Source organism: Streptomyces sp. NPDC056296, assembly GCF_042268605.1.
GTDB lineage: Bacteria > Actinomycetota > Actinomycetes > Streptomycetales > Streptomycetaceae > Streptomyces.
The window spans coordinates 152360-174409 of sequence record NZ_JBHJRX010000012.1; the positions used below are offsets into that span (position 1 = coordinate 152360).

Below are 22050 nucleotides of genomic sequence, written 5' to 3' on the forward strand. Positions count from 1 at the left end.
GGCCGGTTCGGGTCAGAGTCCATCCCTGATGGAGATCAACGACCTGACACCGGCCGAGACGCGCGTCTGGCGGGCGTTCGCCACGGGCACCGCCGTGGACTTCCGCGCCGCCGACGACGAGGACCCGGCCGGCGGCGGCACTTGGGGCCCCGAACGGAGCGTACGCGCGAGCGTGTTGCGCGCCCTGCTGCTCGACGGCCCCCGGGCGGACGGCGAGGTGGCCGCGCTGAGCCTGGCGGGCGCGCGCGTCACCGGGCCGCTGGAACTGGCGTACGCGACGGTCGACCACCCCGTGCGGCTGCGGCACTGCCACTTCGACGACGTGCCCAGGCTCTACGCGGCCCGGCTGCGCGAGGTGAACCTGAGCGAGTCCGTCCTGCCCGGCCTGATCTCGCACGCCGTGCGGCTGGACGGCGTACTGCGGCTGACCCGCGTCCGGTTCGGCGGGATGGTGCGGCTCGGCGGTGCGGAGATCACCGGCAGCCTCTACCTGGAGAGCACGGAGATCCACGCGCCGGACACCGAGGGGGCGGTGCTCCAGCTGAACCAGGCGGTGCTGGGGGCCGACCTGTGGGCGCCGGGGCTGCGCGCCCGGGGTACCGTGCGGCTCGACGGCGCGCGGGTGGCCGGGACGGTCAACCTCACCGACGCGGTACTCGACCGGCCGGACGGCACCGCCCTGCAGGCCGAGACGCTCGCGGCCGAGGCAGATGTGCTCATGCGGCACGCCGAGGTGCGGGGCCGGCTGGAATTCCGCGGCGCGCGCATACCCGGCCGGTTGGACCTGTCGCAGGCGCGCCTGGTCAATCCCGGGGGAACCGCGCTGCGCGCGAGCAGTTGTGTGATCGGTGAACTGTGGCTGCGCCAGTGCCCGAAGGTGGAGGGCAACCTCAATCTGCGCCGCTCCCAGGTGGACGTGCTGTTCGTCGAACCGGAGGTGGTACCGCACTGGGTCCAGCTGAACGACCTCACCTACACGTCGCTCGTCCCGCACGAGCCCGCCGAGCGGCGGCTGCCGATGCTGGAGCGCGGCGACAGCTATCTGCCCTTCATCTACGAGCAGTTGACCGCCTCCTACCGCCGGATCGGCGACGACGACGCGGCCCGGCTGGTCCAACTCGCCAAGCAGCGCCGGCACCGCCGCACCCTGCCCTGGTACGGCCGGGTCTGGGGGCTGCTCCAGGACGCCGCCGTCGGCTACGGCTTCCGTCCGCTGCGGGCCGGCGGCTGGCTGCTGTCGCTGCTCGCGGCCGGCTCGGTCGCGTACGGCCTGCGGCACCCGCCGCCGCTCAAGCCCGCGGAGTCCCCCGACTTCAACCCGGTGTTCTACACGCTGGACCTGCTGCTGCCGGTGATCTCCTTCGGTCAGGAGAGCGCGTTCGCGCCCGAGGGGTGGTACCAGTACCTCGGTTACGTCCTGATCGTCATGGGGTGGATCCTGGCCACCACCGTCGTCGCCGGTGTCACCCGCACCGTCAGCCGCCAGTGAACCCCCGCACCGCGTGCTGCGCCGCCAGCCGGACCGGGGCGTTGGCCGCGCCGTAGCCCCGGTAGCCGCCGTCCCGCTGGACGAGTTCGAAGAAGACCCGGCCGACGGTGTGCGTGTAGCAGTGCCGGAAGGTGCCGTGCGCGTCGCGGTCGTAGAGGATGCCCAGCTCCCGGTACGTCTCCAGCTCGCCGTCGGCGAACTCGAAGCGGGCGGCCAGGTCGTCGTAGTAGTTGGCCGGGATCGGCAGCAGCGGGCCGCCGGCGGCGCGGCAGCGGCGGGCGGCGGCGACCACGTCGTCGGTGGCCAGGGCGATGTGCTGGGCGTGCGCGGTGTCGTCGGTGGGCGCCGCGCCGACGGTCAGGACGATGCGGACCCCGCCGTCGTCGGTGCTGACGGCGCGGCTGCGCAGCAGGCCGTAGGGGTCGGCGACGTCCACGCTCTCCTGCGGGCGCAGCCCGAGGACGGCGCGGTGGAAGAGCACCGCCTCGTCGAACTGGTGCCAGGGCTGGGTGAGGGAGAGGTGGTCGACGCGCCAGGCCGCCCCGGCCTCGGGGTCCGCGCCGGTGTCCGCGAAGTCGGCCCGCCAGTCGGGCAGTCCGGGGCGCTCGGTGGCACAGAAGAACAGCTCCGTGCCGTCGGGCGCGGCGACCGCCTCCAGCTGGGCGTCCCCGGGGGCGCGGCGGCGTGGCAGTACCGGAGCGAGCAGGGCCTCGGCGCGGCCGGCCGCCCCGGCGGGGTCCGGCGACTCCAGGCCGACGGCGGCCAGCCGGGTGCCGTCGCGGCGTTCGGCCGGTCCGGTGTTGACCAGGACCCTGGCGTCGCCCCGCTGCCACAGGTCGACGGGCTTGCCGCGGTGGCGTGCGGTGCGGGCGAAGCCCAGCGCGCCGAGGACGGCCGAGACGGGTGCGGCGTCGGGCGTGACCAGTTCGGCGAAGGCGACCCCGGTGGGCGGAGCGGGCGCGGGCGGCGCGACGAGGCCGGCCGTCTCCTGGAGCGTCAGCAGGGAGCGCTGGGCGTCCACGGCCGTGGGGCCGGCCTCGGACTGCCGGAAGACGTCGTTGAAGACCTCCAGGGACAGTGGACCGTCGTAACCGGCGCGCAGTACGTGCCGCAGCAGTCCGGCGACGTCGAAGCCGCCCTGGCCGGGGAAGCAGCGGTAGTGGCGGCTCCACTGGAGGACGTCCATCGCGAGCAGCGGGGCGTCGGCGAGCTGGAGGAAGAAGATCTTCTCCCCTGGGATGTCCTCGATGCCCTTGGGATCACTGCCGCGGGAGAGGATGTGGAAGCTGTCCAGGCAGGTACCGAGCGCGGGGTGCCCGGCGGCCTCGACGACGCGCCAGGCGTGGTCGTAGGTGCTGATGTGCCGGCCCCAGGCGAGCGCCTCGTAGGCGACGCGGATGCCGTGGTCCCCGGCCAGGCCGGCGAGCCGGCTCAGCTGTTCGGCGGCGAGGGCGTCGTCGTCCAAGGCGTGCGGGGAGACGCTGGAGCAGACGAGGACGGTGTCCGCGCCGAGCCTGCGCATCAGCTCGAACTTGTGCCGGGCGCGGTGCAGCGCGCGGGCGAACTCGTCCACGGGCAGTGCCTCCACGTCCCGCATGGGCTGGTAGAGGTCGATGGTGAGGCCGAGATCGGCGCAGCGGGCGCGGATCTCCTCGGGGGTCAGGGGGCTGGCCAGCAGGTCGTTCTCGAAGATCTCCACGCCGTCGAAGCCGGCCAGGGAGGCGGCCGTGAGCTTCTCGGTGAGGGATCCGCTGAGGGAGACGGTGGCGATGGACGTCCGCACGTGGCTACCTCTTTCCTACTGCGGGGCCCCGAGGGCACCCGCCAGGTCGGTGATGTCGGCGAGCATCCGCACGGCGTCGGGTTCCCGCCCGGTGAACAGCCGGAACGCGTCCGCGGCCTGGAAGACGGCCATGCCACCGCCGTCGAGCGTGGCGCAGCCCAGCGCGCGGGCGGCGCGCAGCAGCTCGGTCTCCAGCGGGCGGTAGACGACCTCGGCGATCCACAGCCCGGGGTGGAGCAGTCCGGCGGGCAGCGGCAGGCCGGGGTGGGCGGCCATGCCGGTGGGGGTGGCGTGCACGATGCCGTCGGCCCGGGTCAGCAGCCCGGCCAGCCGGTCCGGGGTGGCGTGGGCGGCGCGGCCGTCCCCGAAGTGGCGGTTCAGCTGGGCGGCGAGGGCGGCGGCCCGCTCGGGCATCGCGTCGACGACGGTGACCCGCCCGGCGCCCAGGGTGAGTGTGGCGTGGGCGACGGCCGCGCCCGCGCCGCCGGCGCCGAGCTGCGTGATCCGTTCCAGCGGCGCGTCGGGCAGCCCGCGGGCGAAGGAGGCGGCGAAGCCGGTGACGTCGGTGTTGTGGCCGGTCGCGCGGCCGGTGTCGTCGAAGACGACGGTGTTGACCGCGCCGAGCGCCTCGGCCTGCGGGGCGAGCGCGTCCAGGTGCTCGATGACGAGCTGCTTGCAGGGGTGGGTGATGTTCAGCCCGTCGAATCCCAGGTCCCGGGCCGCGCGCAGCAGGTCGCCCACCGCCTCGGGCCGGACACCGAGGGTGTCGATGTCGATCAGCCGGTACAGGTAGCGCAGACCCTGCCGGGCGGCCTCCCGCTCGTGCAGTGCCGGGCTGAGCGACGGGCCGATGCCGGAGCCGATCAGCCCGACGAGATACGAGTCCTTGGCCACCGGGGACCTCCTGAGCGGCTCGGGCTGCTGCCCGAGCGACCAATGTACGAACCAGTACGTTAGTCATAGCAGGAGGGTGGGGCGTGTGGGAAGGCGGAGCCTTCTAGAATCACCGGCACGCCCCAGCCCGCAGCCCCTGCCCCGCAGCCGGAGGAACCCGATGACCAGCGTCGACGAACCGGCACGAGCCGCCGCGCGCACCCGTGACGCCGCCCGCACCCGGGCCGAGATCCTCGACGTGGCGACGCGCGAGTTCGCCCGGGCCGGCTACGACGGTGCCCGCGTCGACGAGATCGCCGCCCGCACCCGCACCACGAAGCGGATGATCTACTACTACTTCGGCGGCAAGGAGCAGCTGTTCACGGCCGTGCTGGAGCGGGCGTACGGCGTGATCCGGGAGGCCGAGCAGCAGCTCGACGTCGAGCACCTGGACCCGGTGGCGGCCATCCGGCGCCTCGCGGAGGTGACCTTCGACCACCACGAGCGGCACCCCGACTTCATCCGCCTGGTCAGCATCGAGAACATCCACGACGCCGAGCACATCGCGTCCTCGGAGATGCTGGCCAGCATCGGCTCCCCGGCGCTCGACGTTATCCGCCGGATCCTGGAGGACGGGCAGCGGTCCGGCCTGTTCACGGCCGACATCGACGCCGTCGACCTGCACGCGATGATCAGCTCCTTCTGCTTCTTCCGGGTCGCCAACCGGCACACCTTCGGCGCCCTCTTCGGCCGCAATCTGGTCGCCCCGGACCAGCGCGAGCACTACCGGACCATGCTCGGCGACATGGTGATCGCCTACCTGACGGCGGAGCGCGCGGCGGACTGACCGCCGGGGCGGCGGGACGACGGGACCTCTTGACACACGGGAAACGTGCGCGCAACATCCCTTCCCAACCGCGACTAACTACCCAGTGGGTTAATTAGCCGATCGGCACTTCTCCCCTCCGCTCACTCCGCCTACCGTGGAGTCCCCCGAAGGAGCAACGCCGTGTCCGTCCCCGCACCCGCCTCCCAGGGCGCCGCCCCGCCCGGCCAGCCGAAGAAGGCGGCGACCGCCGCCTGGATCGGCAGCGCCCTGGAGTACTACGACTTCTTCATCTACGGCAGCGCCGCCGCGCTGATCTTCCCGGAGGTCTTCTTCGACGAGTCCGACCCGGCCACCGCGACCCTGCTGTCGCTGGCCACGTTCGGCGTCGCCTACGCCGCCCGTCCGGTCGGCGCGTTCTTCCTCGGCCACATCGGCGACCGCATGGGCCGCAAGAAGATCATGGTCTTCACGCTGATCCTGATGGGCGTGTCGACGTTCCTCATCGGCTGTCTGCCCACGCGCGACCAGGTCGGCACCCTCGCCCCGGTCCTGCTGGTGCTCTGCCGCGTACTGCAGGGCATATCGGCGGCGGGCGAGCAGGCCAGCGCCAACTCCATGACGCTGGAACACGCGCCACCGCACAAACGCGGCTTCTTCACCAGTTTCACCCTCAGCGGCACCCAGGGCGGGCAGCTGCTCGCCACCCTGGTCTTCCTCCCCATCGCCGCGCTCCCCGAGGACCAGCTGCTGGCCTGGGGCTGGCGCGTGCCGTTCTGGCTGAGCGTCGTGGTCGCGATCGTCGGCTACGTCATCCGCCGCAAGCTGGACGAGACGCCGGCCTTCGCACAGCAGGCCGCCACGGAGGGCGTCGCGAAGATGCCGCTGGCGGTGCTGGCGCGGGACCACTGGGCGGACGTACTGCGGGTGGTCGCGGGCGCGCTGATCGCGTCGGTCAGCACGATCTTCACGGTCTGGGCGCTGGCGTACGCCACCAGTGACTCGGTCGGCATGTCCCGTACCGCGATGCTGTGGGTGGGCGCACTCGCCAACGTCGTCGCGCTCGCCGCGATCCCGCTGTGGGCGACGCTGTCCGACCGCATCGGCCGGCGTCCGGTGTTCCTGATCGGCGCGGTGGGCAGCGCGGTGACGATGTTCCTGTACCTGTGGGCGATCTCGACCGGCTCCTACGCCCTCACCTTCCTCACGGGCATCATCGCCTTCGGTGTCGTCTACAGCGCCGCGAACGGCGTGTGGCCCGCCTTCTACGGCGAGATGTTCTCCACCCGGGTCCGGCTGTCCGGCGTGGCGATCGGCACCCAGATCGGCTTCGCGGTGGCCGGGTTCGCGGTGACCTTCGCCGCGCAGATCGCCGGTCCGGACGGCGACGACTGGCTGGCGGTGGCGCTGTTCACGGCGGCGCTGTGCGTCCCGCCGGTGATCGCAGCGTTCTCCGCCCGGGAGACCCACAAGGTCCCGACGGAGGATCTCGGCGAGCGTGCCCGCCCGGAGGCGGCACAGCCGGAGACGGTGACGGCCTGACGCCTTCGGGCGGCTGCCCTCCGCCCTCCCCGGCGAGGTCGTGGTGCCGGAATGCCACGCCGCGGGGCGCGCGCCGGTGCACTCCGGCGCGTACGGCGGGTCATCAGGTCTGAAGTGGCGTGCGCGGGGTATGCCGGACCCACCTCGACGAACGACCAAGGAGGCGATGGTGACGGCACCACTGCGGCAGGAGGTGGACCCGGGTGCGGCCGGGCTGGATCCGAAGGCGCTGGACCGGCTCGACCTGCACTTCGCCCGGCAGGTCGACGAGGGCCGGCTGCCCGGGTTCCTGGTGGCCGTCGCCCGTGGCGGGCGGGTCGCCCACCTGACCGTGCACGGCCGGCGGGACATCGCGGCCGGGCTGCACGTGGCGGCCGACACGCTGTGGCGGCTCTACTCCATGACCAAGCCGGTCACGGCCGTGGCCGCGCTGATGCTGGTGGAGGAGGGCCGGCTGTCGCTCGACGACCCGGTGGCGCGGTACCTGCCGGCGTTCGCGGAGCCGCGGGTGTACGTGGAGGGTTCCGCGGACGACGTCGTCACCCGGCCGGCCGGCGGGCCGGTCCTCGTCCGGCATCTGATGACCCACACCGCCGGGCTGACCTTCGGCTTCTACCACGCCCACCCCGTCGACGGGCTGTACCGCGCGGCCGGCCTGGAGTCGTCGGTGCGGCCGGGCGCGGGCCTGGCCGAGACGGTCGACCTGTACGCGAGCCTGCCGTTGCAGTTCGAGCCGGGCACGCAGTGGAACTACTCGGTGGCCAGCAATGTGCTGGGGCGGCTCGTGGAGGTGGTGTCCGGACAGCCGCTCGACACGTACTGCGCCGAGCGGATCTTCGGGCCGCTCGGCATGGCGGACACCGGCTTCCACGTCACCGACGAGCAGGCCGGCCGGCTGGCCGAGCTGTACGGCGAGACGGACGGCGGTGGCATCGAACCGGTCCCCGGGCTGCCGCTGCGGGGCCGGCCGCGGTTCCTGTCGGGCAGCGGCGGCCTGGTCTCCTCCGCGTACGACGTGCACCGCTTCGCGGAACTCCTGCGGTGCCGGGGCGAACTCGACGGCGTCCGCCTGCTCGCCCCCGGGACGGTGGACCTCATGACCCGCAACCACCTGCCCGGCGACGCCGACCTGCGCGCCTACGGCAGCCGCCCGGCGCACGACGAACCGGGCAACGACGGTGTCGGCTTCGGCCTCGGTGTCTCCGTGGTGATCGACCCGGCCCGCACGCAGGCCCCCTCCGGGCTCGGCACGTACGGCTGGAGCGGGGTGGCGACGACCACCTTCTGGGTCGACCCGAGCCGTGACCTGACGGTGCAGTTCATGACCCAGGTGCGGCCGAAGTCCTCGCACACGGTCTACCCGGACCTCAAGCGCCTCGTGCACGAGGCCGTCACCGACTGACCCGGCACGCTGGAGTCAGGACGACACATGCGCCACCGCGTCCAGGTGGGGCAGATGGTGGTCGAGCCGTTCCCGCTTGGTGCGCAGATAGGTGATGTTGCTCTCGCACGGCGGTATCAGCAGCGGCACCTGCTCGGTGACCTCGATGCCGTGGCCCACCAACGCCTCCCGCTTGCGCGGGTTGTTGGACATCAGGCGCACGGACCGCACCCCGAGGTCGTCCAGGATGCGGGCGGCGACGCCGTAGTCGCGGGCGTCCACCGGCAGGCCCAGGGCGAGGTTCGCCTCCACCGTGTCGAGGCCCTCCGCCTGCAACGCCATCGCGCGCAGTTTGGCGAGAAGCCCGATGCCGCGCCCCTCGTGCCCGCGCAGATAGACCACGACGCCGCTGCCCGCGGCGGCCACCTCCCGCAGTGCGCAGGCGAGTTGGGCGCCGCACTCGCAGTGCTGGGAGCCGAACGCGTCACCGGTCAGGCACTCAGAGTGCAGCCGGGTCAGCACGCCGTCGGCGCCCGGATCGCCGTGGACCAGGGCCACTTGCTCGTCACCGCGCTCGTGGTCGAAATAGCCGAATGCCCGGAATTCGCCGTACACGGTGGGCAGAGGCGTCACCACGACCCGCTCCACGTCCGTGCGCTGTGATGCTTTCTTGCCGAGTACACCAATTTTTTCTGTCATGATTCTCGCGTTCCTCAACAGACTGCTCAACAGTTTTCTCGACCGAGACGAAAGGCCGTGCGGGAATGGATGTTTCACTGGTGCCGGCGGACACGACCGAGGACGTGCGCGGGCGGGGCGCCGGGGTTCCGCGACAGGTGGCGGTGCTGCCGGTCGGAAGTTTCGAACAGCACGGCCCGTACCTGCCGCTGGCGACCGACACGCTCGTCGCGTGCGCCGTCGCGCGGGAGATAGCCGCCGCGTATCCGGTGCACCTGCTCCCACCGGTGACGATCGGCTGCTCCCACGAGCACGCGGACTGGCCGGGGACCGTCAGCATCTCCTCGGTGACCCTTCACGCGGTGGTACGGGACATAGCGGACTCGCTGCGCCGCTCGGGCGTCGACGCCCTGGTGGTGGTCAACGGGCACGGCGGAAACTACGTACTGGGCAACGTCGTTCAGGAGTCCTCCGCACGCGGCGAACGGATGGCGCTGTTCCCGGCCGCGGAGGACTGGGAGGCGGCCCGGGAGCGGGCGGGGGTGGTCACTTCGCTGCTCACCGACATGCACGCGGGGGAAATCGAGACCTCCATTCTTCTGCACACGCACCCCGAATATGTCCGACCCGGTTACGAGGCCGCCGATTTCGTCGCGGACGACCGGCGTCATCTGCTCTCCCTCGGTATGTCCGCCTATACCGATTCCGGTGTCATCGGGCGTCCTTCACTGGGTTCGGCGGAAAAGGGGAAGGAACTGCTGGCGAGTCTCGCGGATTCCTTCGGAGCGTGTTTCTCGCTGCTGACGTCGGCGACGGTCACCGCGCCGGGCGGTGAGCGCGGGTAGTGCCCGTCGGGCACGCGGCACGGCTCGAAGCGGGCGCGCCGCCCCTCGTGCCGGCGGACGACGAGCACGACGACGCCGGGCAGGCTCGCCACGAGGCTGAGCACCCCGTAGACCACGGCCACGCCCAGCCCGGTGCCCGCGCCCAGCCCGGCCGCGCCGAACGCCCAGGCGGTGACGCCCTCCCGGGGGCCCCAGCCTCCGACGTTCAGCGGCAGCCCCATGGCGAGCAGCGCCAGCACGGCCAACGGCGTCAGTACGGCGACGGAGGCGCCGCTGCCGGCCGCCCGGGCGGCGAGGACGAACATCGCGAGGTGCCCGGCCAGTACGACGACGGACGACACCGCGACACCCGGCAGGTTCCGCCGGGACAGCAGCCCTTCGCGCGCTTCGCGGAGCGTCGCCCGCAGGGCCCCGGCCGCTGCCCGCCCCCGGCGAGTGGGCGCGCGGTTCATGCGCAGGGCGAGGACGACGGCGAGCGCGCCGAGTACGGCCATTCCCACGAGCGGTGCGAGGTGCCGGGTCCCGGCCAGCACCGGTGACTCCATCGTGAGCAGCACGGCGACGCCTATGCCGATCAACGCGAGTTGCCCGGCGGCCCGTTCGAGGACGACGGCCCGCACGCCCCGCCCCAGGTCGCCGGCGTCCCGTCCGTGCCGTACCGCGCGGTGCACGTCGCCGAGTACGCCGCCGGGGAGGGCGGCGTTGAGGAACAGCGCACGGTAGTAGTCGGCGACGGCCGGTCCGAGGGGCAGCCGGATGCGCAGCCCCCGGGCCACCAGGGCCCAGCGCCAGGCGCTGAACACCGTGGTGACCAGTCCGATCCCGAGCGCCGTCAGCAGCGTGGGAGCGTCGATCCGGCGCAGCCCCTCCAGGAAGACACCGGTCCCCATCCGCCACAGGAGTACGGCGAGGATGGCGACGCCGGCAAGGGTGCCGAGGTGGGTGCGCAGGGCGCGGCGGCGGGGGTTGTCGCCGACGGGCGCCGCGCCCCGGCGTACCGCCGTCGGCGGGCCCCCCGTCCCCGCCGGTACCGTCGGTGCGCTCACGAGACCCCGCCCGTCGGCCGGCACAGGGCCAGCAGGTCGGTGTGGTGGACGACGACGCGCAACTCCCCCGCGGCGCAGGCCGCGAGGCGCTCGTCCAGGTACCGGTCCGCCGGTTCGCGCAGTTCCGGGCGCTGTTCGACGGCCGCGCCGACCCAGCCCCGCAGCCACTGTGCGGTGAGCGCGGCCTCGCCGGGGCCCAGCCGCCAGGGGCTGGGGTGCGTCCGTACGGTGGCGCCGTGCTCGGCGAAGGTCTCCGCCGCGACGATCACGGCGTCCGGGCCGAGCATGCCGGTACGCCGCTGGTGGTCGTTGAACGCGTCGGCGATCTCGGCGTCCAGGGGGTGGGCGGGGGTGAGGTCCACGCGCCCGGCGACGGACAGGGTCAGCAGGGCCGGACAGCCGGCCGAGGCGCAGGCGGCGGCGAGCGTGCCGACCTCCTCGATGGTGAGGACGTCGAGCAGCGCGGACGCCGTCACCAGCGCGGCGCCGGCCAGCGCCTCCGGGGTGAGGCGGCCGAGGTCGCCGCGCCGTGTCTCGACCGTGACGCGGCTGCCGTCGGCGGCCGAACGCGGGGCGGCGACGGCGGCGAAGTGCAGGAGGTAGGGATCGTGGTCGTGCAGCACCCAGTGCTGGGCGCCGTCGAGCAGCGGGGCGAGCCAGCGCCCCATCGAGCCGGTGCCGCAGCCCACGTCGTGCACGACCAGCCCGCCCGCCCGCCTCGGCAGGTTGGCGAGACGGATCCGCAACGGGTCGAGCAGCTCATGCGCCCGCGCGGCACCATCGGCGGGCTCACGGAGCCGCAGCCATTCGGGGGCGTAGCGCGGAGGTTCGTCGGGGCGCCCTGGGGCGTCGCGTAGGCGGAGGGTGGCGCGCTCGGGGGAGGGTTGTTCGGGGTGGTCGGTGGGCGGGGCGGTGGGGGGCTGCTCGGGGCCGACGGGGAGCGGATCGGCGGTGGGCTGCTTGGGGCCGTCGGCGAGCGGATCGGCGGGGGGCTGCTTGAGGCCGTCGGCGAGCGGATCGGCGGAGGGCCGCCCGAGGCCGCCGGTCAGCGACTCGGCCGAGGGCCGCCCGGGAAGGTCGGTGAGCGGATCGGCGGGGGGCTGCCCGGGGCCCTCGGCGAACGGATCGGCGGAGGGCCGCCCGAGGCCCTCGGTAAGCGACTCAGCGGACGGCCACCCGGGAAGGTCGGTGAGCGGCTCGGCGGGGGGCTGCTCGGGGCCGTCGGCGAGCGGATCGGCGGGGGGCTGCCCGAGGCCCTCGGTAAGCGACTCAGCGGAGGGCTGCCCGAGGCCGTCGGCCAGCGGATCGGCGGACGGCCGCCCAAGACCGTCGGCCAGCGACTCAGCGGACGGCCACCCGGGACGGTCGGTGAGCGGATCGGTGGAGGACCGCGTAAGGCCGCCGGTCAGCGACTCGGCCGAGGGCCGCCCGGGAAGGTCGGTGAGCCGTTCGGCCGGGCCCGCGCCCGGGATCGCGCGGTTCGCCGACTCGGGGGCGTCCTGGGGGCCGGGCTGGACCGGGATCGCCTGTGTGGCCGGTGCCGTGGTCTTCCTCATGCCGCCCTCCGGGGTTCGCTCGGCAGCCGGTGCAGTACTCCGGCCAGGCTCCGGGCCGTGGTCGGCCAACCGTCGAGGGCGGCGCGGCGGCCGCGTGCCGCGGCCTTCAGCCGGCGTCGTACGTCCGCTTCCCCGAACCAGCCGCGCAGTTCGGCGGCGAGCGCGACGGGGTCCTCCGGCGGGACGAGGATGCCGGGCACCCCGCCGTCGGGAGCGCGCCCGACCGCCTCCGGGAGGCCACCGACGTCCGTGGCCAGCACGGGGATGCCGCGCGCGAGGGCCTCCGTCACCGCCATGCCGTACGTCTCGGCGTACGAGGTGAGGACCATCAGGTCGGCGGTGGAGTAGGTGGCGTCCAGTTCCGCGCCGGCCCGCGGTCCCGCGAGGACCAGCCGGTCCTCCAGACCGTGCCGCGCGATGAGCGCCCGCAGCCGGTCCACGTACTCCGGGTCCTGCCCGAGGCCGCCGACGCACACGCAGTGCCACGGCAGGTCGGCGACCGCCGCAAGGGCCTCCACCAGCCGGTGCTGGCCCTTGCGGGGGGTGACGGCGGCGACGCACAGCAGCCGGGAGACGCCGTCGGTGCCGGGCGCGAGCGGCGCGATGTCGGCGCCGGGGGCGGCGACGTGGACGCGGGCCGGGTCGAGGCCGTGGTGGGAGACGAGGCGGCGGACCGCCCAGTCGCTGGTGGCGACGACGGCCGGGACGGCCCGCAGCACCGCGCGTTCACGCGCGTCCAGTTCGGCGGCCACGGCGAAGTCGAGGCCGGTCTCGTCGCCGAGTGGGAGGTGGACCAGGACGGCCATGCGCAGCCGCTCGGCCTCCGGGACCACGATCTCCGGCACCCCGCAGGCGACCAGGCCGTCGAGGAGGACGACGGCTCCGTCCGGCAACCGGCTCAGGACGCGCGCGAGTTCCGCACGGGCGGCGTCGTCCGGCTGCGGCCAGTCTCCGGCCACGGGCAGCCCCCGTACCCGCCAGCCGAAGCCCGGCAGGTCCAGCCGCACCCGCCGGTCGTAGGCGTTGCCGCCGCTCGGCGCGGCCGGGTCATCGACTCCGCCGGGCATGACGAAGTGCACGGAGCGCAGGGACATGGGGACGATCCCCCCGTTCCTCGGGGACGAAGCCGGCGCGGACGTCTGTGCGGGGACGTAGGCGAGCCGAGTGCGTCCGGCGGCGGTCGCAGCGGTCGCCGTTTCGATGGACGTGTCGGTCACAGCGCACGCTCGTAACTCGCCCAGGCGACGTGCGACTCGTGCAGGGTCACGGTGAGGCCGGCCAGACCCTTGGCCCCCTCGCCGAGCCCGCCTTTGTGGACGCGCTCGGCGAGCCGGTCGGCGATGACCTTGGCCAGGAACTCCGTGGAGGTGTTGACGCCGGCGAAGTCGGGTTCGTTGTCGAGGTTGCGGTAGTTCAGCTCGCTGACGACGGCACCCAGTTCCCGGGTGGCCAGTCCGATGTCGACGACGATGTTGTCCTCGTCCAGCTGCTCGCGCCGGAAGGTGGCGTCCACCAGGAACGTCGCTCCGTGCAGGCGCTGCGCGGGCCCGAAGACGTCGCCGCGGAAGCTGTGGGCGATCATGATGTGATCGCGGACGGTGATGCTGAACAACGGACGACCCTCCAGGTGTGGCACGTCTGATCCCCCGCCGATCGCTGCGCGGGGTGCCGTCTATTACGGCTCGGTGCCTTCCCTTGTTCAGCGGCCCGTGCGTCTTTTCTCAAGGTCAGGCGCCGATGCCGTCCCGGGCGGGTGAGGGGTCAGTCGCCGGGGTACCGGATCCGGTGGCACAGCGCGGGGATCTCACCGGAGGCCAGTCCCGCCAGCACGTCCGGCAGTTCGGTGAACGCGGACTCGCCGGTGACGAGCGCGTCGAGCGCCGGGGCGGCGAGCAGGTCGAGGGCGAGGGCGAGCCGGTCGGCGTACGTGCGGGTGGCGCCGCGCGCCGGGGAGACGGTGCCGACCTGGCTGCCGCGCAGGGTCAGGCGCCGCGAGTGGAAGGCCTCGCCGAGCGGGAGGGCGACGCGCCGGTCGCCGTACCAGCTCAGTTCGAGGACCGTGCCCTCGGGCCGCAGCAGCTCCAGTGACCGGGCGAGGCCCGCCTCCGTCGCACTTGCGTGGACGACGAGGTCGAGGCCGCCGAGGGCGTCGGCGGGGGACGCGAAGCCGACCCCGAGTGCCTCGGCGACCTTGCCCCGGGACGGGTCGGCGTCGACCAACTGGACGCGGACGCCGGGGAAGCGGGCCAGCAGGGCGGCCACCGAGCAGCCGACCATGCCGCCGCCGACCACGGCGATCCGGTCGCCGACCAGGGGCGCCGCGTCCCACAGGGCGTTGACGGCGGTCTCGACGGTGCCGGCGAGCACGGCCCGCTCGGCGGGGACCTCCGGGGGCACCGGGGTGACGGCGGCGGCCGGGACGACGTACCGGGTCTGGTGCGGGTACAGGCAGAAGACCGTACGGCCGACGAGGTCCGCGGGGCCCTCCTCCACCACGCCGACGTTGAGGTAGCCGTACTTCACGGGCCCTGGGAAGTCGCCCTCCTGGAACGGCGCGCGCATGGCCGCGTACTGGTTCTCGGGCACCCGGCCGCCGAAGACGAGCGTCTCCGTGCCCCGGCTCACACCGCTGTAGAGCGTACGCACCAGCACCTCGTCCGCCGCGGGCGCGGACAGCTCGACGTCGCGGATCGCGCCCCGGCCTGGCGATTCGAGCCAGAACGCACGTGCCATGCCTGTCATCGGATGTCCTCCTGAACGATCGGGAAGCCGCCCACGTACCGAGGGATGCACGAGCCGCGCACAAGGTAGCGGCGTTGATCGACTCTGTCACACGGCCGGAGGGTGTTCGGTGGCCCTGAACAACACGTACGACGCCTACGACGCGAGGCCCGTTCAGCAGGAGACCGCGGTGGGAGCGGGCGCACAGGTCCTGCTCCTGTCGCTGCTCGGCACGGCGATCGGGATGGGCACGGCGGGCTGGCTGACCGGCCTCGCGTTCGCGTTCGCGACCTGGGCGGTGCTCTCACTGGCCCTGCACCGCTCCCGGCTGCCGTCGTTCGGCCCGGCCAACCGGGTCACCCTCGGCCGGGCCACCCTGGTCGGCGGGGTCACGGCCCTGGTCGCGGACTCCTTCCGGAGTGCGCCGCCCGTCTCCCTCCTCGTCGGCCTGACCGCCGTGGCCCTGATCCTGGACGGCGTGGACGGCAAGGTCGCCCGCCGCACCGGCACGTCGTCGCAGCTGGGCGCCCGCTTCGACATGGAGGTCGACGCGTTCCTGATTCTCGTGCTCAGCGTGTACGTCGCGATGGACCAGGGCCCGTGGGTACTGCTCATCGGCGGCATGCGCTACGTGTTCGTGGCCGCGGCCCGCGTATGGCCGTGGCTGACCGCCCCGCTGCCGCCGAGCACGGCCCGCAAGACGGTGGCCGCGCTGCAGGGGGTGTTGCTGCTCCTGGCGGGCGCGGAGCTGCTGCCGCACGCGGTCAACACCGGGGTGGTGCTGCTGGCGTTGGGGCTGCTGGTGTGGTCCTTCGGCCGGGACGTGCTGTGGTTGTGGCGGACCTCGCGGACACGGGGCGGCGCCCCGGCGGCCGAGGTGCTGAGGGAACTCGTCGCTCAGTGAAGCTCTTAGGGGGCGGCGGAGGGAGCCGCGTCGGATACCGAGTTCATCGGACCGCTGCCCCGACGGGCCGAACGAGGTGGTGATACCCAGGTCCGGCCCGTCACTTCGTCTCTTCCTCGGTGGTGGCCCCAGGGGCCTCCGTGGCCTCCTCAATGGCCTCAATGACCTCAATGGCCTCAGTGACGCCGAGGCAGTACCCCCACCGCCGCCAGCGGTACGGCGGCCAGGACCAGCCACGGCACGGCGACCGGCAGACCGCTGTCCAGCAGCAGTCCGGTCGCGGAGCTGCCGGCCAGCACGATGAGCCCGGAGACCGAGGACAACGCCCCGGTGTACAGCCCGAGCCGTCCGTCCTCGGCGAGGTCCGGAACCCAGGCACGGGCGACGGGCGCGACGAGCATCTGCCCGACGGTGAGCAGCACGACGAACCCGGCGGCGGGCACCAGCCCACCGGTGCCCGTCCACCCGGCGGGCCGCGCCACCCCGACGACGGCGAACCCGGCCGCGATCAGCACCAGCCCCGCCACCATCGACCGGCGCAGGGTCAGCCGCTCCCCCGCCCACCGGGTCACCGGCAACTGCGCGGTCACCACCAACAGCGAGGACAGCGCGAACAGCCAGGCCAGCGGCGCCTGCGAACCGGCGGCGCGCTCCACCTCGGCGGGCAGCGCGAGGTAGAGCTGGTTGTAGGCGAGCAGATAGGCGCCGTACGCGCAGCACAGCGCGAGGAAGCGCCGGTTGCGCAGCAGCAGCCGCGCCCCGCCCTTGACCCGGACCCGCGCCCGCCCGGGAAGGCGCTGCGGCAGCAGCCACGCGTGCCCGGCGAGGACGAGCACGAAGACGCCGGCGCCGGCCAGGCATGCCGTACGGAAGTCGACGGCAAGCAGCAGCGCCCCCAGCAGCGGCCCGACGAAGGCCCCCGCCTGCCCGGCGACGGTGAACAGCGCGAGCACCCGGGTCCGGTCCCCGCCGCCCTCCCCCTCCCGGACGACGGCCTGCCTGGCGACCTCGGACTCGACGGCCGGCGAGAAGAGCGCGGCGGCGAACCCGATCAGCAGTACGGCACCGACAACGGCCCAGGTCCGCTCGGCGAACCCGAGCCATCCGAACCCGGCGATCCGCAGCACGCAGCCGGCGAGCACGACCGGCCGGATGCCGTACCGGTCGGCCAGCGCCCCGCCGACCACGAACAGCCCCTGCTGGCTGAACGTCCGCAGCCCCAGCACGAAGCCGACCAGCCACCCCGCCATGCCGATGCCCTGTCCCAGATGCTCGGACAGGAAGGGCAGGACCGCGAAGAAGCCGATGTTGAAGGCGAGTTGGGTGACGATGAGCAGCCGGAGCAGTGGGGAGAGCGGAGCCCCGCGACCGGAGGTCCTCACGAGCCGGCCGATGGACGGTGCGGTCATCGGGCTCCGACCAGTTCCTTCTCTTCGACGGCCTCTCGGCTGACCACCGGGGGCGTACGCCGAGGCCGCCGCCGAGGCCGGCGCAGTCCGCCCGCGGCGGTGACGGCCAGCGCGCCGAGCAGGGCGAGGACGGCGGCGGGGGCGAGGACGGCCCAGGGGGCGCGCTCGGCGTAGGGCTGGTTCTCGGCGAGCAGCAGGCCCCACTCGGGGGACGGCGGCTGGGCGCCCAGGCCGAGGAAGCCGAGGGAGGCGAGCGCGAGGGCGACGCCGGGCAGCCGCAGCAGGGCGTGTCGGACGACGGGCGGCAGGACGGCGGGCAGCAGTTCGCGGCGCAGCAGGTACCAACGCCCGGCGCCCAGCCCCCGGGTGGCGGTGAGATGCAGGGTGGCGCGTTCCTGCCGTAGCAGCGAGGAGGTGTGCGCGGCGAGCGGCGCCCACGCGACGGCGGCCACGGCGAGGGCGGGCGTGGCCGTTCCGCTGCCCGCGACGGCGGTGACGAGCAGGGCGGCCAGCACCGGCGGTACCGCGTTGACGGTGTCCACGAGAGGTGCCGACACTCGGGGTACGAGCCCGAGGAGTACGCCCGCGAGCAGCGCGGCGGCGGTGATGGCGGAGGCGAGGAGCAGCGTGTCCAGAGCCCCGTGGCCGACGCGGGCGAGCAGGTCCCGGCCGAGGGCGTCGGTGCCGAAGGGATGGTCGAGGGAGGGCGCCCGCAGCCGCTCCCCCGTGTTGAGCGCGAGCGGGTCGCGCGCCAGGCCGAACCCGATGACGGCGAGCAGGACGACGCCGTAGAGCACGGGCAGCAGCCCGCCGGCGGGCGGGGCGGGCCGGTGCAGGGAGGAGAGGGCGCCGTCGCGCAGGACGGGTCCGGTGAGCAGGCGGGCGGCGACGCGGGTGGCACCGGTCGCGAGCGCGGCGAGGAGGACGAGGGCGAGGGTGCCGGCCTGGAGTACGGGCAGATCCTGGGCGAGGGCGGCCTGGAGGGTGGTGCGGCCGAGCCCGGGAATGTCGAAGACCTGCTCGACGGCGACGGCGCCACCGGTCAGCCCGACGACGAACAACCCGAGGTTGGGCAGCAGCGCGGGCACGCACCGCCGCAACGCCTGGCGTGCGATGCGCCGGCCGGTCAGCCCCCGGGCGGCGGCGGCCAGCGCCCACGGCTCACCGAACGCGCCGGGCAGCAGATCGTCGAGCAGCCGCCCGAGCACCGCCCCGGCGGGCAGCCCGAGGGCGAGCGCGGGCAGCACGGTCCACTGGGGCCCGTACCACCCCAGCGCGGGCAGCCATCCCAGCTGCACCCCGACGACGGTGGCGAGCACGGAGGCGACGAGGAACTCGGGCAGCGAGGCGACCACGGCGGAGGCGGTGCCGCCACGCCGCCGCCCACCGAGCCGCCGACGGGCGCCGAGCCCGAGCGTGCGGGCGCAGATGAGCCCGGCGGTGAGGGCGGCGACGAGGAGCGCGACGGCCATGAGCAGCAGGGAGGCCCCGAGCGCCTGGAGCACGTCGGGCAGGACCTCGCTCCCGGAGATCCACGACCGCCCGGCATCACCGCGCACGAGCCCGCCGAGCCACTGCCCGAGCAGGTGCAGCGGCCCGTCGTCGAGCCCGAGCTGCGCGCGGATGTCGGCGAGCACCTCGGGCGTGGGATCACGCTCGGCCGACCGCGCCTTGAGAACGGTGTGGGCCGGATCGGTCCGCGTCAGCCACGGCAGCAGCCCGATCCCGCACACCAGCCCCGCCGCGAGGACGACCCGCCACACGACGGTGGCCACCTGCTGCCGCACGGTTCAGCGCCGCGTGCCGGTGCCGACGAGGGTGCGCTCGTACGGGTCGAGGATCACGCCCTGTACGGAGCTGCCGACGCCGGTGATGATCCGCTGGTGCACGAGCGGCACGACGGCGTCGCTGCCGAGGATGCGGGCCTCGGCGGCCATGGCGGCGTCCTGCCGCTTCGCGGTGTCGGCGGTCTTCTCCGCCTCGGCGACGGCGCGGTCGACGCCCTTGTCGCACAGCTGGGCGATGTTGTAACCGCCGTCGCAGGTGTAGTCGCTGGCCAGGACGGCGACGGGGTCACCGGTGTCGACCAGGGTGTTCCGGGCCAGCACGAACGCGTCGAACTTCCCCGCCAGGGCGTCCCCTTCCAACCGCGAGTACTCGCGGACGGTGAGCTTCACCTTGAACCCGGCCTTCTCCAGCTGCTGCTTGACCACCTGGGCGACCTCGGGCAGCTCGGGCCGGTTGTCGTAGGTGGCGAGGTCGATGGTGGCGCCACTGGGCTTCTTGGCCTCGGCCCGCCCCACGGGCGCGGTCCGCTTCCCTTCCGCCCAGGTCACGGCGGGCCCGTAGATCCCCGCACCGGGGTCGGCGTACCCCTCGTAGACATCCTTGGCGAACACGGAGGTGTCGACGGCGGCACGGGCCGCGGCCCGCAGCTTCGCGTCCTTGAAAGTCCCGGACGAGGCGTTGAAGAGCAGGCTGGTGGTCCGGGTGGTGGCGGTGTCGCGCCGCGTGTCCTCGTCGAGGGTCGCCGCCTGGGCCACCGGGATCGCCTCGGCGATGTCGAGCTCGCCGGTCCGCAGGGCGTTGGCTCGGGCGGTCCCGTCGGCGATGAAACGGGCGTCGATCCCGGAGGCCTGTGCCCGCCCGCCCCAGTAGTCGTCGAACCGGTCGAGGGAGGCGGAGGTGGCGCCGTTGACCTTGGTCAGCTCGAAGGGCCCGGTGGCGGTGCCGACGGGATCGACACGGCCCTTGTCACCGTAGGCCTTCGCGGACAGTACGGCGAGGCTGGGGCTGGAGAGCCGTAGCGGCAGTACGGGGTCGGGCTCGGCGGTGGTGATCCGGACGACCCGGTCGCCCTGGGCCTCGGCGGTGAGGGTGACCCCGGCCAGGGCTGCGGGCGCGGGCTTGGCGTCGGTGGCGTGGGTGAGCGAGTCGGCGACGGCGGCCGGCGTCACCTCACTGCCGTCCTGGAAGGTGGCGTCGCGGAGAGTGAACTCCCAGGTCTTCTCCCCGTCCTGCCGCCAGGACTCGGCGAGCGCGGGAGCGGCGGAGCCATTGGCGTCGAGCGCGGTGAGGCCCTCGGTGACGGCGAGGCGGCTGAGGAGGGTGGCGTCGGCGCCGTACGGAGAGAGTCCCTCGGCGGGCGGGAAGGCGAGGGCCACGCGGAGGCGGGAGCCGTCGCCGCCACCGTCACCGCCGGCCCCGGAGTCGTCACCGCCTCCGGAGGCGTAGCAGCCGGCTATCAGCGGGGCGAGCATGAGGGGGGCGAGCAGCCGGGGGCGGCGATGGGAGCGCATGGTCCTCGGATCGATCGGGTGCGTGGTGCGGAGGCGGGACTGGAGCAGCGGCGTCCAGATCCTACATGACAATCATTTCCATGATCGTGGTCGCCTCCTTACGGCATCGGCACATCGAAGTGCACGATGCCCTGCCCGCCACCCGCATCCTCCCGCTCGTCGTGCACGACCTTGGCGAGCGACCTCCAGAAGGGCTCGGCGCCGGTGACGACGGGGTCGGTGTGCAGGTAGACGGCCTGGTAACCCCCGTCGGCGGCGGCGAACTCCAGCAACTCGTCGACGAGCCTCCGCGCCAGCCCCCGCCTGCGATGCTCGGGCCGCACGTACACGCGGCGCAGCTGCGCGGTGAAGCCGGAGGGGTACTTCTCGGCGACGTGCCGGGGATTCGGGGGGTGCGCGGGACCACGTGAGTCCAGGGCAGCGGTGGCGACGGCCTCGCCCTCCGCGTCGACGGCGACGAGGAGGGTGTGCCGCTCGGGGGCCACGTACGCCCCGTCCAGGTCGATGATGTCGCCGTGCCAGCGGGGGACGTAGCCGGTGCCGAAGTCGCGGTAGACGGTGTCGAGCATGACGGCTCGGGCGGCGTCCAGATCGGCGGCGGTCGCTGTCCTGATGGTGTAGTCGGTGATGCGCACTTGCATATCGTACGCATTAAGGAGAAGTCCTGGTCCACGCCCCCGACGGCACAGTCCGCCCGCGGCGCCGCGGGTTATCGATGACGCCAAAGCTGGAAGAGCCCGAACACCTCCATACGCCAATGCATCTCGCGGGACTCGTCCAGTACGCGTTCTCGGCCACGGCTGAAGCGGATGTGTCGGTACAGCCCGTGCGGTGACAGATCCGCGGCGGCGACCAGTGCGGACAGCAGTGGATCGTCCGCAGGGGCGTCCTGGTCAACCACCATGAGAAGTTCGCCCTGATCGTCCGGGTGGAGGAAGAGCAGCGCCCCACCCATCCGGCGGCGCAGGTCTCCCCACGTGACGGTCGTTCCGGCGCGTGCCAAGTCCTGGAGGAGGGTGCGAACCCGGTCGGCGAGGGCCACGAGGGCGGCTCTGTCCAGCCGAGCGCCTCCCCTCCTCTGTCCGAGGCGGCCCCGACCGCCCTCTTGCCGAGGCGGAAGTCGGTGCGTCCTCGCTCGTCTCGCAGACGACGTCGGAGGTTCCCGCGCCACCTGATCAACGCCTTCTTCTGCGCCTCGGGCAACGGACCGGGAATGTCGCGGCGGAGTCGGTCTGCCTCCGTGAGAGCTGATTCGAGTTTTGCCGTGAGCAGTGTGGTCCTGTGTGTTCCGAGATCATCAATCAGGACCCGGAGGGCCCGGAGTGAAACGTCTGCCGGAGTTCTCGGCTTCTGATCGAGCACCCACTGTTTGAATTCCCTCATCAGCCCGGTCACCGCCTCATGGTCCTGCGGCGAGAGGCGCAGGGCGTAGACGGGACCCATCCCATTGCGGATCCGCTTCGCCAGCGCGAGGTCCCCCGCGTCCCTGGCAACGCGAAATTCGTCGGCCATCCGGTCGAACAGCTCACGCGCCTCGGAGTCGGTCGTGACGGATTGTTCGAGACGCCTGCGCAGGACAGTGCGCCAGTGGCCCAGGCGGCTCTGTGAACGATCACGTAATTCCCCGGGCCCGGCGTCACGTAATTCCCCAGGTCCTGACCTCGTCCATGTCTACTTGATCGAGGGCTTGCCTGTCTT

General features: G+C 73.4%; 18 protein-coding genes and 1 pseudogene. 6 read left to right on the forward strand and 13 right to left on the reverse strand.

What is annotated here, in order from left to right:
* The first annotated feature begins 28 nt into the window (after positions 1-28).
* Positions 29-1489, forward strand: a complete 1461-nt coding sequence (locus tag ACFCZF_RS11795; RefSeq protein ID WP_376671527.1) for a membrane-associated oxidoreductase — start codon at positions 29-31, stop codon at positions 1487-1489.
* Here ACFCZF_RS11795 and ACFCZF_RS11800 read toward each other — a convergent pair.
* Together ACFCZF_RS11800 and ACFCZF_RS11805 are read right to left on the reverse strand one after the other, a co-directional pair.
* Entirely contained in the window at positions 1476-3272 is a 1797-nt protein-coding gene (locus ACFCZF_RS11800; protein ID WP_376671528.1) for a bifunctional sugar phosphate isomerase/epimerase/4-hydroxyphenylpyruvate dioxygenase family protein, read from the reverse strand. The two genes, ACFCZF_RS11795 and ACFCZF_RS11800, sit on opposite strands and share 14 nt — an antisense overlap.
* A gap of 15 nt (positions 3273-3287) precedes the next feature.
* The gene (locus ACFCZF_RS11805; RefSeq protein ID WP_376671529.1) at positions 3288-4166 is read right to left on the reverse strand and encodes a shikimate dehydrogenase; all 879 of its coding nucleotides are present in this window, start codon (positions 4164-4166) and stop codon (positions 3288-3290) included.
* Positions 4167-4326: 160 nt separating this feature from the next.
* Here ACFCZF_RS11805 and ACFCZF_RS11810 point away from each other — a divergent pair, with 160 nt between their 5' ends.
* From ACFCZF_RS11810 to ACFCZF_RS11820, 3 genes are all read left to right on the forward strand, one after another.
* Positions 4327-4992: a TetR/AcrR family transcriptional regulator gene (locus ACFCZF_RS11810; RefSeq protein WP_376671530.1), complete on the forward strand. Its 666-nt coding sequence runs from the start codon at positions 4327-4329 to the stop codon at positions 4990-4992.
* A 162-nt stretch (positions 4993-5154) separates the two neighbouring features.
* Complete coding sequence (locus tag ACFCZF_RS11815) at positions 5155-6513, forward strand: MFS transporter (RefSeq protein ID WP_375904862.1); 1359 nt, start codon at positions 5155-5157, stop codon at positions 6511-6513.
* A 166-nt stretch (positions 6514-6679) separates the two neighbouring features.
* On the forward strand, positions 6680-7915 hold the full coding sequence (locus tag ACFCZF_RS11820; protein WP_376671531.1) for a serine hydrolase domain-containing protein: 1236 nt from the start codon (positions 6680-6682) through the stop codon (positions 7913-7915).
* Positions 7916-7930: 15 nt separating this feature from the next.
* Here ACFCZF_RS11820 and ribA read toward each other — a convergent pair whose 3' ends face one another.
* Positions 7931-8593, reverse strand: coding sequence for a GTP cyclohydrolase II (gene ribA / locus ACFCZF_RS11825; protein ID WP_376671532.1), 663 nt, complete (start codon positions 8591-8593; stop codon positions 7931-7933).
* A 65-nt stretch (positions 8594-8658) separates the two neighbouring features.
* On the opposite strand from ribA, the pseudogene ACFCZF_RS11830 reads away from it, so the two are divergent.
* A pseudogene (locus ACFCZF_RS11830) lies at positions 8659-9384 on the forward strand (creatininase family protein); the annotation flags it as partial.
* On the opposite strand, the gene ACFCZF_RS11835 reads toward ACFCZF_RS11830, so the two are convergent.
* The 5 genes from ACFCZF_RS11835 to ACFCZF_RS11855 all read right to left on the reverse strand — a co-directional run bounded on the left by ACFCZF_RS11835 (position 9267) and on the right by ACFCZF_RS11855 (position 14761).
* Positions 9267-10463, reverse strand: coding sequence for a lysylphosphatidylglycerol synthase transmembrane domain-containing protein (locus ACFCZF_RS11835; RefSeq protein WP_376671533.1), 1197 nt, complete (start codon positions 10461-10463; stop codon positions 9267-9269). The pseudogene ACFCZF_RS11830 and the gene ACFCZF_RS11835 sit on opposite strands and share 118 nt — an antisense overlap.
* Entirely contained in the window at positions 10460-11512 is a 1053-nt protein-coding gene (locus ACFCZF_RS11840; protein WP_376671548.1) for a hypothetical protein, read from the reverse strand. Before ACFCZF_RS11840 ends, ACFCZF_RS11835 begins: the two co-directional genes overlap by 4 nt.
* Positions 11513-12015: 503 nt before the next feature.
* Positions 12016-13236 carry a glycosyltransferase family 4 protein gene (locus ACFCZF_RS11845; RefSeq protein ID WP_376671534.1) on the reverse strand — a complete coding sequence of 407 codons (1221 nt, stop codon included), beginning with the start codon at positions 13234-13236 and terminating at the stop codon, positions 12016-12018.
* Positions 13233-13631 carry a 6-carboxytetrahydropterin synthase gene (locus ACFCZF_RS11850; RefSeq protein ID WP_121750136.1) on the reverse strand — a complete coding sequence of 133 codons (399 nt, stop codon included), beginning with the start codon at positions 13629-13631 and terminating at the stop codon, positions 13233-13235. The genes ACFCZF_RS11845 and ACFCZF_RS11850 overlap by 4 nt, the downstream gene beginning before the upstream one ends.
* A 149-nt stretch (positions 13632-13780) precedes the next feature.
* On the reverse strand, positions 13781-14761 hold the full coding sequence (locus ACFCZF_RS11855; protein WP_376671535.1) for a zinc-binding alcohol dehydrogenase: 981 nt from the start codon (positions 14759-14761) through the stop codon (positions 13781-13783).
* A gap of 109 nt (positions 14762-14870) precedes the next feature.
* Here ACFCZF_RS11855 and ACFCZF_RS11860 point away from each other — a divergent pair, with 109 nt between their 5' ends.
* Positions 14871-15644 carry a CDP-alcohol phosphatidyltransferase family protein gene (locus ACFCZF_RS11860; RefSeq protein ID WP_375904881.1) on the forward strand — a complete coding sequence of 258 codons (774 nt, stop codon included), beginning with the start codon at positions 14871-14873 and terminating at the stop codon, positions 15642-15644.
* Positions 15645-15820: 176 nt separating this feature from the next.
* Here the strand turns inward: ACFCZF_RS11860 and ACFCZF_RS11865 are convergent, their stop codons facing one another.
* The 5 genes from ACFCZF_RS11865 to ACFCZF_RS11885 all read right to left on the reverse strand — a co-directional run bounded on the left by ACFCZF_RS11865 (position 15821) and on the right by ACFCZF_RS11885 (position 21394).
* The gene (locus tag ACFCZF_RS11865; protein ID WP_376671536.1) at positions 15821-17053 is read right to left on the reverse strand and encodes an MDR family MFS transporter; all 1233 of its coding nucleotides are present in this window, start codon (positions 17051-17053) and stop codon (positions 15821-15823) included.
* Positions 17050-18840, reverse strand: a complete 1791-nt coding sequence (locus ACFCZF_RS11870) for an ABC transporter permease subunit (RefSeq protein ID WP_376671537.1) — start codon at positions 18838-18840, stop codon at positions 17050-17052. Before ACFCZF_RS11870 ends, ACFCZF_RS11865 begins: the two co-directional genes overlap by 4 nt.
* Positions 18841-18843: 3 nt before the next feature.
* Positions 18844-20352, reverse strand: coding sequence for an ABC transporter substrate-binding protein (locus tag ACFCZF_RS11875; RefSeq protein WP_376671538.1), 1509 nt, complete (start codon positions 20350-20352; stop codon positions 18844-18846).
* Between the two features lie 98 nt (positions 20353-20450).
* Entirely contained in the window at positions 20451-20993 is a 543-nt protein-coding gene (locus tag ACFCZF_RS11880; RefSeq protein WP_376671539.1) for a GNAT family N-acetyltransferase, read from the reverse strand.
* A gap of 68 nt (positions 20994-21061) precedes the next feature.
* Positions 21062-21394 (reverse strand): hypothetical protein, encoded by a 333-nt coding sequence (locus ACFCZF_RS11885; RefSeq protein WP_376671540.1) that lies wholly within the window; start codon positions 21392-21394, stop codon positions 21062-21064.
* Positions 21395-22050 lie beyond the last annotated feature (656 nt).